This is a genomic window from Methanomicrobium antiquum, from assembly GCF_029633915.1.
GTDB classification, from domain to species: domain Archaea; phylum Halobacteriota; class Methanomicrobia; order Methanomicrobiales; family Methanomicrobiaceae; genus Methanomicrobium; species Methanomicrobium antiquum.
Genome location: NZ_CP091092.1, coordinates 1,510,104 through 1,522,293 on the forward strand (window position 1 = coordinate 1,510,104; position 12,190 = coordinate 1,522,293).

Sequence of the window (12,190 nt, forward strand, 5' to 3'; positions counted from 1 at the left end):
AAAAAAGATTTTTACATCAATCCTCCAAATAGAGAAAATACCTATAATAATAATTTTCAAAATTTAGATTTTCGGAGTTTGTATATGAAAGTCAGGTTAAAATTTCTTCTGGTCATTTTGTTTTGCTCTTTGCTTTTACACGCAGTATCAGGTTCTGAAGAATCAGGGTTCACAGTTCAGACATCTCAGGACACTGCACAAATTGGAGATATTGTAAAAATTAAAAGCACAATTCCACTTAAAAATTCAGGTTGCATATATCTTTTTATGACAGGCCCTAATCTGCCTGAAGAAGGTGTGCCAATCGAAGGCGACATAAGACATGCAAAGATTCCATATGACAAAATCTACCTTTCAGGTGTTGTCTTTGAAAAAGAATGGGATACAGGTCTGATTATTGGCGGTCTTGAAGGAGGAGAATATACAATTTATATCTCCACAATAAAACAAAACGCCATCAATCCGGAAACAGGAACATATGCAACGTCAAAAATAACTATTACTGATCCTAAAAATTCAAAGAAAACAGAGACACCATTATCTCTAACCTGTGTATTTGGTTCACTGATTGCCGCCGGCTTATATCTGAAGAAAAAAATTTATCAAAAAATTTAATAAATCATCTTTTTTCAAAAAATATATTTTTCAGGAATCCCTCAGATTCAAATCTTTTTGAAATTTTACAACCTCATTCAGAATATTATTTAAAAAGTATTGAAAATAGTATCCAAGAATAATCCAACATATTATTCAAAATATTCAGGGCAACAATGCATAATTTATTGCTCCCGATGATTGCTTTTTCACATATTTACAGCATTTTTTGGAAGTTCAGCCAGCAGATTATGTCTGATTTTACAATTCCGGCGGACACATAGAATATGTTTTAGAATCTGTGCGAAAGAAAAATTATTAAACCATTACAAATACCATTTCTGAATTGATTATTTATGGTAAAGAATAATGCTTTTCGATTTGGTCTTTTGATTCTCGCAATTTTTGCGACAATCACTGTTTCAGCAGGTGCAGACGAAATTGTCGGAAACCAGTTGGGTTGGATAACATTCCATACAAATGTAGATGGAGCAACAATTTACATCGATGGAAGTGCGGCAGGAACAACAGTAAATCAGGTATATACAGAAACGGTATACCTTGACGGAAGCCCGGGCAGTTTTCCTAAAACCGCATACGCTGCAAAATCAGGGTTCACAACATCAGGCACACAAAATCTTGGCACTCCTTCAGCAGGTCAGACACTTAACTATTACATGACACTAAATCCTTCCGGACCATCTACAGGTTCGATTTATGTGACATCCTCACCTTCCAACGCAATGGTCTACATTGACAATGTTTATGTTGGAAATACACCTCACTCTGTCGGAGGTTATACTCCTGGAAACCATAATGTCGAAGTTGTCAAATCTGGATATGAAAACTGGGCATCAAGTGTATATGTGACAGCAGGAAGCTCGACTACTGTTCAGGCATCACTAAATCCGGTACAGACACAGGGAACAATTTCAGTCAAGTCTTCCCCTTCCGGTGCAAGTGTATACCTTGACGGAAACTACAAAGGTCAGACTCCAACAACAATTACCGGAGTTATAAAAGGTGCACATGTAATTGAGCTTAACAAAGCAGGGTACTATGAATGGACAGGTCAGGTAACAGTGTACCCCGGACAGACAGCATCTATCTATCCGACACTTCAGCCTCAGCCAGCTCCATCAACAGGAACAATTTATGTTTCATCAACACCAGGCGGGGCTTACGTTTATCTTGACGGATCATATGAAGGAATAACACCAGGTTCAGGTTCAATGGCTATTGACAATGTCAATTCCGGTACACATACATTAAACCTCAAGTATTCCGGATATAAAGATGCAACAACAACAGTGACTCTTATCGGAGGTGGAACAGCCTCTGCAAACATTCCTCTAACACCTGTTTCACCTGCGGTTTCAACAGGAACACTTTCCCTGACATCTATTCCGACAGGAGCAAATGCATTTGTAAATAACGAGTACAAAGGAATAACACCTTTTACACTCACTCTTGATGCAGGACAGTATGACATAACCTTCAGACTCCCCGGATACACAGATGCAACAACAACCGCAACAGTTAATGCAGGTGCATCATCAACAGTCCAGGGCTCTTTGGTTCCTGTTTCACAACAGACACAGTCAGGCAGTCTTCCATTCGCAGTAATTGGAAGCATCATTATCGCAGGATTTGTTCTTGCAGTAGTGTCAAAAAGAGAATAATGAATCAATGAAAGAAATGAGGAAATAAGAAAAAATTGTGAATGAAAATTAATGTCAGAAAAAAATAAAAATTTTTAACAAATTTTTTCAAGCTTTTTTTCAGGTTTTTAAATCAGGCTTTTAGTTTGATCAGACAATAGCTGAAGTTTTTATCTCAGTTACCAGTATATTTTGACACAGTAAATTGAACCAGAATTTTGGTGTAATCTGGCATATAGTGCACCAGAATTAAATTCCTTAAATCTTCATTCCAGATAAGATATTTTTTAGCCTTTACATCATAATAATGTAATTGAGTTTTATGAGATTTACCGTCATATCGCCTGACATCTACACATACGGTGCAATGCTTATTGCCGGAATTTTAAAAAACAACGGATATGACGTTGTTATAAAAAACACTCTTTCTGCGAGTCCAAAAGACACAGTTCTTTTAAGCCTTTATTCAACTCAGCATCTGATAAATGAAGAAATAAAATCATTTGTTGCAGAAAGAAAAAAAACACAGGGAGAAGTGTTTGTTGGCGGACCTGTCTCAGCATACCCTGAAATTATTTTTGGCGAGTTAAATCCCGACTGTGTCATTACAGGAGAAGGTGAAGATACAGTTCTTTTAATTGCAGAGAAGGGAATCTCAGATGATATTCCCGGTCTTTCATATAGAGATGAAAAAGGAGATATAATAAAGACAAAACATGCAGGGCCTGCATCAATAAATCGTCCTTTGCCTTTGATTCCAAAAGATATAGCAAAACAAAGCATCAGAGGAGCATCTGCATATATTGAAACACACAGAGGATGCACAGGTGCCTGCACATTCTGCCAGGTGCCAAGATATTTTGGACGTAACATAAGAAGCAGAGAACTTGAGGATATTCTAAAGGAAGTCAGGGAATTTAAAAAACACGGTGCAAAGCGGATATCAGTATCAGGAGGAACAGGATCTCTATACAAGTACAAAAACGGACAGATTGATGAAGATGCTTTTGTTGAACTTTTAAAAGGCATGGCCAAAATTATGGGCCCCAAAAATGTTTCCTCTCCTGACATCCGTGTGGACTGTATAAGCGATAAAATACTTGATGCAATAAGGGATTATACAATTGGCTGGGTATTTTTTGGACTTGAATCAGGAAGCGATAATGTGCTTATGCATATGGGGAAGGGTGCCAGAGTAAAGCAGGCATCAGATGCTGTTTACAAATGCCGTGAGCATGGACTAAAAGTTGCCGGAAGTTTCATTGTCGGCCACCCCCTTGAAACAGAGACAGATTATGAACTGACAAAAGATTTTATTGCAGAACATTATCTTGACGATGTTTTTGTATCAATTGCAGAACCTATTCCTAAAACGCCGCTAGCAGATCTTGTTTTAAAAACGCCGTCAGAAAAAAACCCCACATATGTTCCACACGCAGGAGAATATAAAAGCTTGAAGCTTTCAGAGAGTGAAGCAAGATCTTTTGATCTTCAGATGCACGCTGATATGTTCAAACCAAATCTTCATGTTGTAACTGACGAGGTCTTCAATGCGTATCTTAAAGGAGTCAGAAAAGACGGTTTTGAAGTAAGAGCGGCAACAGATTTATTATTCAAGTACTACTACAATTCTGAAAATTAACGAGACAAACTGGAAAAAATAATTCTGAAAAACAGACAGAAAAATACAGAAATAAAAAAATAAAAACTAAAAAAAAGGTATATTCGGGAGATACTCAGGTGGCATTTAACTTCAAATTACGTTCTTTTAGAAATCTTTCAGATAAACTTCGCTTTATAGGACCAGGTATTCTTCTTGCAATTGCCGCCGCAGGTGAAAGTGGAATCTCAGAAGCACTTGAAATCGGTGCGCACTATCATTTTGAACTTATCTGGGTTATAATTCTTACATTAATCTTTAAGTTTGCCTTTACAAACGGCATTGCAAGATATACACTTTCAACTGGAGAGACAATTTTTGAGGGTCTTACAAAAATACCGGGGCCTAAAAACTGGACCGTTGTTTTCATCACACTGATATTTCTTTTAGAGATGTTCGCATACGGAGGAATGCTTCTTTTTGGCGCAATCTTCATCGACTACTATCTGCCGGGAGTATACTTTGAAAGGCTTATTGCTTTGATAACCCTTGCTGTAATTTTGTTTTTGCTATGGAAAAATTCATACGAAAGAATTGAAATAATCGTTGTTGCAATTGCAATCTGCCTTTTTGTTGGAATAGGCTACTGTTTGTTAGGATTTAACCTCCCAATAGAGTCAATTGCCGCAGGTGTCATTCCAAAAGTTCCGCCAGGCTCAGTCCTTTCGATTATGGCTTTGATGGGCGCAATAGGTTCGGGATTAAATCTTTTATTATATACTGTATGGCTTCATGAGAAAAGTCATGGTGAATGCGGCCCTGATTTTTTCAAAAAATACATACGCTATGTAAACCTCGATCTTTTGCTTGCGTTCTTCCTGGTATCTGTAATAACAATTCTTTTCATGACTCTTGGTGTAAGCGGATTTGTTGTATCATTCATAGGTCATGGTGAAGAATTAAGTCTTGATGCAATCATTGTTCAGGTTTTATATGTTTTATCAAACGTTCCCTTTGGAAATGCATTCTTTTTGATATTCGGTTATCTTATAATGTTTGGTGCGGCAATCACAGGAATAGACGGTCGTGCCCGTGCAATATCATCCGTTTTAAAGAGCTCATACTCTACAAAATTTTCAGAGATGCAGCTTTACAGGATTCTCATCTTAATTTTTGCAGGAATTATTGCATCCGCGGTTATATTTGGAGAACCCTCAGCCCTGATTCATTCGGTCTCTGCTATTGCATCTATCATGTTTGCCCTGCTTGGATTCATGGTAATTTACCTTGATCTAAAACTGCCTGATTATTCACGCGGCAACAGGGTCTGGCTTTTGATAATGGTACTTGGAAGTTCCGCATTTTTATTTATGGCGCTAATGATGGAGGGAACTTTCATCATTGTCGGACTTCCGCTCATCGAAAGCCTTGTCCTTTTGATTATTCCGGTATACATCTTCACTAAAACCGAGCTTTTCAGAAAGTGCATAACAAGGCGGCTTGAGATAGCAGACTTCATATGGGTCATTCTGATATTTGCCGCAATCTCAGTTTACGGAGCTTTCAGGGGAATTCCAACAGAAGGAATAGTTATCAATGCAGGTCATGTCGGCCCGATGATTGCAGGAATTATATGCGGGCCTGCCGCCGGTGCACTTACAGGTCTTGCCGGAGGAGTCTATATTTTTGAAACCGGCGGAAGTACTGCACTTATATTTGCAATTGGAACAATTGCATCAGGGATAATCACAGGTTACTTTACATATTACTGGAGAGGAAATCTCACATACTCAAAAGGAGCTTTAATGGTAATTGCCGCAGAGCTTTTCTGCTATGTGGCAGTTCCGCTCATTCTTCTAAAAGATACAGCATTTGTCGCAGATCTTCTTCGAAGAAGTTTTCTGCCAATGCTCATCGCCAATATGACAGGTGTTTTAATCTTTATCTACTTCTTAAAAGAAGGAAAATACTGCATTATTCATAAACAAAAAAGCCGGAATAATATTAAGTTTAGGCCTGGAAAAAAAGATGTTTCCCTCTCAGACGATAAAGGCAAAAAAGAATCCCAACAGGAGAGGTTGTAATGGATATAAAAATACCCCGCTCTAATTTTAGAATTAAGCTTTCAACAATTATATTTCTGATTCTTATAATCACAGGGCTTGGTTTTCTCTTCCTTTACAATTTTGGCCCTGCACCTGAAAGCTACCCTGAAGAAATTAAAATAGGAGCAATTCTTCCGCTTTCGGGAAGCATGAAAGAGTACGGAATCGAAATAAAACAGGGAATCGATCTTGCAGTTGAAGATATAAACAGCGCAGGAGGACTTAGGGGAAGGCCTGTATCTGTTGAATACTTTGATAATATCGGAAGCGAAAATCTGGCTGTTTTTGGATTTAAGGGTATGGTGGATGATAAAATACCAATAGTCATAGGTCCGGTTTCAAGCAACATCGCACTTGTCCTTGCAGGTCTTGCAGAAGAGTTGGAAACTGTTTTAATCTCTCCTACTGCAACAAATCCGGGTCTTTCGGATTACAAAAATTATGTTTTCAGAACCATATCGTCTGATGTATATCAGGGAAAAGGCATTGCAAAAGTTCTTCCAACACTAAACCCCGGTGTAAAAACGGCCTCTGTGATATACATAAATACAGATTATGGAATCGGACTTAAAAGCTCATTTGAGGATTGGTTCCCTCAGGCAGGAGGAGAAGTTGTTTTTTCAAAAAGCTATGAAGCAGGAGAGCCTGACTATTACAATCTCATAAACGAGCTTAAAGAGAAAAATTCCGATGCTGTTGTATTGGTAGGAACTGTTGAAGATGCTACAACAATTCTCAAAAACGCAGATGAGATGAATCTTGATACAATATGGTTCTGCTCGGAGGGTCTTATAAACGCAGTTATTCCTGAAACTGTCGGAGAATATAGTGAAGGAATATGTGCTCTTATGCAATCAAGCCAGATACAATCAAATGTATTCATAAACCGATATATGAAAAAATACAATAAAACTGTGGACTGGCCTGTGACTTACGGATATGATACCATGATGGTTGTTGCAGAAGCGGTTGGTGCATCAGACTATGATGGAAAGAGCATAAGCGATGCCCTTAAGCGTGTAAGGCATATTGGTCTTTGCGGGCCGAAGGTATTTGATGAGAATGGAGATATACCGCCTGCCTATGATATTATGAGAATTGAAAAGGGCAAATGGGAAAGAGTCAAATGGAATCAGGTTGTCTTCAGCGAGGATAGCCAGACAGAGAGTCATTGAATTATTATTTTTTTTGAGATTTATAATTCTTTTATTTAAACTTCATACAAAACATTCTGCTTAAAACTGCCTGATTTTTCCTTATTCCAAACCTGAATTTATTCCATACCCATAATAATCTACTCAGATAATTTCTCTTTTTTTCTTAGGTTCTTCTTAAACCCGATTACTATCAGATATACTATAACACTAAACAGAATTATTGTGGCGCCGGATGGAACGTTTAGTTCATATGAGAGAAATATTCCTGTTGTTGTAAAAAAAATCCCCGTCAGAACTGACAGATAAATCATCATTTTAAGATTACCTGTGAATTCACGTGCAATTGCCGCAGGGAGAGTCAAAAGCGCAATTACAAGTATTATTCCTACCACCTGAATCAGCATAACAATAGTAACAGCAGTTAGAATCAAAAGGACTGTCATCACAAACCCTGATGGAATATTCATTACTGATGCATACTCTTCATCAAATGTAACTGCCAGAAAATGATTGTAAAAGAGTCCGATAATTAAAATAATTCCAATAACTATTGCAAACATCAGGAAAAGATCTGATGAGGGAACCAGCAGGATGTTTCCGAATAAATATCCAAAAAGATCAGGCGCGAATCCCGGTGTTAAATATATAAGCATAATTCCAAAAGCCATTCCCCCTGCCCAAACAGCGCCAACAAGAGTGTCCAGATGCTGATGAGCAACGCTTCTAAGCCTGGCAATAAAAGCCGCAACAGCAATACAAAAAACCATTGCTCCGGCTATTGGATCAAATCCAAGATAATATCCAAGCCCTATTCCTCCAAAGGATGCATGCGAAATTCCACCGGATAAAGAGACCATTCTTTTAACAACCACAAAACTTCCGATTATTCCGCAGGCAACACTTGCTAAAATCCCTGCTAAAAGAGCGTTTCTAAAAAATTCATAACCAAGAGCGGCAATCATAATCTCTCCTTTATCCTCCTGTGTTAGTGCTTCTCCAAAACCCGGTGGGCAAGGCCATGGGCAATCAGATCTACCGGACATTTGTAGGCGGAAAGAAGCATATCATCGGTAATTTCATTATTGTTGTGTGTGTAGAGTTTTTTGTTTAAACATGCAATAATATCAATATTGGATGACAGAACACCAATATCGTGGGTTACAAGAACAATTGTCATCTTTTTATGAAGATCCATTAAGATATCATGGAATTTGTCCTCTGTTGGAGAGTCAACATAAACAGTTGGTTCGTCCAGCAGGAGTATTTTGGGTTTTCCAACTATTGCGCGTGCAATAATCGCTCTTTGTTGTTCACCACCGGAAATCTCACTTATGCTTCTTGAAGAAAGTTCAGAAATTCCCAAAGATTCTAAAGCCTCATCAACAAGCTCGTAATCAGAAGCGGAATATTTTTTTCTAAGGCCTCCTATGTGTCCCAGCCTTCCGGTAAGCACCATCTCAGAAACAGTAATTGGATATTTGAAATCAAATGTATGAAACTGCGGCACATATCCTAAAAGATAGCGGTTTTTTTTAGGTTCCTCACCATATATTTCAACTGTTCCAAAATCAGGTTTTATAAGTCCAAGGATTACTTTCAAAAGGATTGATTTTCCGCCGCCATTTGGACCGATTATTGCATAGGACTCTCCCTCTTTAATTTTAAAATCAACATTGTCAAGAACTTTTTGATTTTCCTTGTAAACTGTGACCTTTTTTACTTCAACAGCAGTATCAGGCATATTTAGACCTCCGAGAATGCTTTGGCAACAGATTCTAAATTTTCAATGTAGTTTTCAGAGAGCGGATCAATCAAAACCACTTTTCCTGATATTGCATTGGCAATTACCTCAGCACTTCTTGTAGTATGCTCAGGTGATGCAAATACAACTTTTATGTCCTTTTCTTTTGCCATATCAATTATTTCGGCAATTTCTGCAGGTGAAGGCTCTTTTCCATCACTTTCAACAGATATAAGATTTAAAGAATAATCCCTTGCAAAGTATGACCATGCCGGATGGTAAACTAAAATTGTCTCTTCTTCTCTTCCGGAAAGCTCGGATTTGATTTTTTTGTCAGCCTCATCTATTTTTTCAGCGTAATTTTGAAAGTTAGCCAGAAAATAATCTTTCTCATCAGGACTTACCTCAATTAAACCTTCACAGAAGTTCTCAGCCATTTTTTTCATATTTTGTGGTGACAACCAGATATGAGGATCCACTCCATTGTTTTCTCCGGTTATTAAAGATATTCCGTTTGAACAATCAACAATTTTCATATCCGGATTTATGCTTTTTATTTTATCCATCCAGGCAAGCTCAAATTCTATTTGAGAGCCGGTCATTGCATAAAGTTCGGTTTCAGAGAGGGCTTTTAACTGCCCCGATGTAAGCTCATATGTATGAGGATTTGAGCCGGGCGGAATCATGACATAAACATCAACCCTATCTTTTCCTACAGCCTCTGCAAACTCCTTTTCAGGAAGTATTGATACAGCAACAGTTAATTTGGAATTGTTATCTGAGTAGTCAGAGATGTTTTCAGAGTTTTGTGTACACCCTGAAAACAAAATCGTTAAAAAATTCATCATAATAAGGGCAATTAACAGAAGAAATATATCGTTTCTTATCCCTGCTTTCATAGTATTCCCCATAATTGTTTTATTTTTCATATTGCCATTCAGCCTATAATTTATTTTGGGTAGAAATCCTAAAAACCAAAAAAAATGTTTTAATTCAGTCTATATTCTATCCAGAAGTTAATATTTTATTTTAGGCAGACATCAGCTAAAGCCTAAAATTATCAGGATTTAAAAAAATTCCTAAAGAATGATAAAAAATTCTCAAGACAAAAAAGAGAGTTTTGATTCTGCAATTATTTGGACACTAAATGTTTATACTAAAAGAAATATCAAAAGAGACTTTGAATTAAAACATATATGTTATTAACATTTAGTATAAACGTAATAATAAAGGTAAAGACGTAATGACCCGAAATTTAAAATCTTTTGAAGAGGCCTCAGAGTTTCACGGGCATAAATGCCCGGGTCTTGCTTATGGATACAGGGCCGCAGAATATGCATTAAAAGAACTGTTCCAGGACAGAGCGCAGGATGAAGAGCTTGTAGCAATTGTTGAAAACGATGCATGCGGTATTGATGCAATCCAGTTTTTAACCGGCTGTACAATAGGGAAAGGGAATCTTATTTTCAATGATTACGGAAAGCAGGTTTATACATTTATTAAAAGAAACGGAAACGATGCCGTAAGGATTGTTCAAAAAGATAAAACCTCAATGGGTGATTTTGACAAAGTCACAGGTGAACTTTCAGATAAAGTCTTTTCAAACACTGCAACAGATGAGGAGAAAAATGAATTTTTCAGGCGAAGAGAGATAGTTATGAATAAAATTCTTCAGATGCCTGTTGAGGATTTATATACCTTAAAACACATTAAACCGCAAATTCCGGAGAAGGCAAGATTGTTCAAATCCCACAAATGTGCAAGATGCGGAGAGAATGTATCTGAATCAAGGGCAAGAATTGAAAACGGAGAGATTGTCTGTATCCCGTGCTTCAATGAATATTCCCGGGGATGGTAAAATAAATCTTAAATTTTAATTTTATTTATTTTAGTTTTCATCTGAATTTTTATATTTTTTTATATTTTTGCCCACATCAATATATAAATCCGGTGTCAAATTATTTCGGGATACTACTCTTTTTCATATTCTTCATAACATTTCTGTTTTCAATCATCAACTGCTGTTTCCTGAAAGAATAGTTTTTTTTCCGGCCTTATGATCCTTCCAAAGCCAATAACCTGCAAGTCCCCCGGATACTATCGACTGGACTATTATATAGATAATTATCATAATTATCGCAATTGATAATTCAGAAAAACTGCTTAAAACTATCAAAAAAGCAACTCCTGCATTTCTATTAACTGAACTGATGAGCATTGACTTTTTCTCATCTGCTTTTTTACTCCCGAAATAATATCCTATAATTGCAGAGAATAAAACTGCAATTATTATTGCAGGAAAAGCATTTGTTCCAAATACCGCTGAGAAAAATCCACCATGAGACTCTTTTAGAAATATCATGAAAAGAGATGCAACAATTACTATGAAGGCTGATACATTTGATACCCAAAATGCTCCCCATGAAAGTTTTTTTGCCAGTCGCGGCTTTGATTGACTAAGATAAATCCCAAAAAATAAAGGAAGCATCTGAATAAGTGCAAGGGTTTTGATAACCGGCAATGGATCAAGGGTATGTGACTGAGGCATCTCAAGCATCATGGTAAAAGGCGCTGAGAAAACCGCAATTGTGCATAAAAAAAACATAAGAGCAGTTGAATGTCCGACATCTCCGTTGGCAACCTCTGTTATCCGCGGTGCATATGACGCGCCGGGCGCACATGCCATTAATAAAAATCCAATTAACACTGCACCTGATAGTCCTAGTATTGAGGATAATAAAAATGCAAAAAGCGGAATTGCAATCAGGTTTATTGCTGAGGATTTAAGAAGCACTCCGGGCCTTTTGAATGAATCAACAATTGCCTGAAGAGAGAGGCCAAAACCTATTGAAAGCATAGAGGAGATTATGAATACATAAATCAGGCTTAGAAGCATCTCAGTAATAAGCACAAAATGTATTTGGCATGCATATTATTAAAAAACAACATAACTTAGTCTAAAAAACACACATCAATCAAACCAGTTTCATCATGTTTTTGATTCAGGCAACAAAAGGCAATATCAAAAAAATATAACAAGAAAACAGCAAGAAAAACTGCCTAAAAAAAGCCTGCGTAAAATTTGTAAAAAGGCCGGGGCCGAGACTTGAACCCGAGTCCAGGGAGCCACAATCCCTGAGGATAACCACTACCCTACCCCGGCAGAACTGCTTTACTTAATTTAAAAGACATTGCTAATTAAGATATCTTTTTTCATCTGCAAATTGCATCACTCTATGAGACCATTAATCTATGAGACCATTAATAATGTTGGATGTGCCAATTAATAGACAGGTAATTTCTTACAGTCTGGTGATTTCTAATATACGTGT

10 protein-coding genes and 1 tRNA gene are annotated in these 12,190 nt (G+C 37.2%); 6 read left to right on the plus strand and 5 right to left on the minus strand.

Annotation, left to right across the window (positions count from 1 at the left end; genetic code table 11):
* Nucleotides 1–84: 84 nt before the first annotated feature.
* The 5 genes from L1994_RS07495 to L1994_RS07515 all read left to right on the plus strand — a co-directional run bounded on the left by L1994_RS07495 (nt 85) and on the right by L1994_RS07515 (nt 7,135).
* Nucleotides 85–615, plus strand: coding sequence for a hypothetical protein (locus tag L1994_RS07495; RefSeq protein WP_278098833.1), 531 nt, complete (start codon nt 85–87; stop codon nt 613–615).
* A gap of 335 nt (nt 616–950) precedes the next feature.
* Nucleotides 951–2,276: a PEGA domain-containing protein gene (locus L1994_RS07500; protein WP_278098834.1), complete on the plus strand. Its 1,326-nt coding sequence runs from the start codon at nt 951–953 to the stop codon at nt 2,274–2,276.
* 301 nt (nt 2,277–2,577) lie between these two features.
* Nucleotides 2,578–3,897, plus strand: coding sequence for a methyl-coenzyme M reductase glutamine C-methyltransferase (locus L1994_RS07505; RefSeq protein ID WP_278098835.1), 1,320 nt, complete (start codon nt 2,578–2,580; stop codon nt 3,895–3,897).
* Between the two features lie 98 nt (nt 3,898–3,995).
* Nucleotides 3,996–5,939, plus strand: a complete 1,944-nt coding sequence (locus L1994_RS07510) for an Nramp family divalent metal transporter (RefSeq protein ID WP_278098836.1) — start codon at nt 3,996–3,998, stop codon at nt 5,937–5,939.
* On the plus strand, nt 5,939–7,135 hold the full coding sequence (locus L1994_RS07515; protein ID WP_278098837.1) for an ABC transporter substrate-binding protein: 1,197 nt from the start codon (nt 5,939–5,941) through the stop codon (nt 7,133–7,135). The genes L1994_RS07510 and L1994_RS07515 overlap by 1 nt, the downstream gene beginning before the upstream one ends.
* Nucleotides 7,136–7,254: 119 nt before the next feature.
* Here L1994_RS07515 and L1994_RS07520 read toward each other — a convergent pair whose 3' ends face one another.
* The 3 genes from L1994_RS07520 to L1994_RS07530 are packed head-to-tail and all read right to left on the minus strand — an operon-like array spanning nt 7,255 to nt 9,757.
* Entirely contained in the window at nt 7,255–8,160 is a 906-nt protein-coding gene (locus tag L1994_RS07520) for a metal ABC transporter permease (protein ID WP_341275785.1), read from the minus strand.
* Nucleotides 8,103–8,858: a metal ABC transporter ATP-binding protein gene (locus tag L1994_RS07525; protein ID WP_278098838.1), complete on the minus strand. Its 756-nt coding sequence runs from the start codon at nt 8,856–8,858 to the stop codon at nt 8,103–8,105. Before L1994_RS07525 ends, L1994_RS07520 begins: the two co-directional genes overlap by 58 nt.
* Before the next feature lie 2 nt (nt 8,859–8,860).
* Nucleotides 8,861–9,757 carry a metal ABC transporter solute-binding protein, Zn/Mn family gene (locus L1994_RS07530; protein WP_278098839.1) on the minus strand — a complete coding sequence of 299 codons (897 nt, stop codon included), beginning with the start codon at nt 9,755–9,757 and terminating at the stop codon, nt 8,861–8,863.
* 344 nt (nt 9,758–10,101) lie between these two features.
* Here L1994_RS07530 and L1994_RS07535 point away from each other — a divergent pair, with 344 nt between their 5' ends.
* Nucleotides 10,102–10,716 (plus strand): FmdE family protein, encoded by a 615-nt coding sequence (locus L1994_RS07535; RefSeq protein ID WP_278098840.1) that lies wholly within the window; start codon nt 10,102–10,104, stop codon nt 10,714–10,716.
* Nucleotides 10,717–10,872: 156 nt separating this feature from the next.
* Here L1994_RS07535 and L1994_RS07540 read toward each other — a convergent pair whose 3' ends face one another.
* Both L1994_RS07540 and L1994_RS07545 read right to left on the minus strand, forming a co-directional pair.
* Entirely contained in the window at nt 10,873–11,769 is an 897-nt protein-coding gene (locus L1994_RS07540; protein ID WP_278098841.1) for a bile acid:sodium symporter family protein, read from the minus strand.
* 180 nt (nt 11,770–11,949) lie between these two features.
* Nucleotides 11,950–12,021, minus strand: a tRNA-His gene (locus L1994_RS07545).
* Nucleotides 12,022–12,190 lie beyond the last annotated feature (169 nt).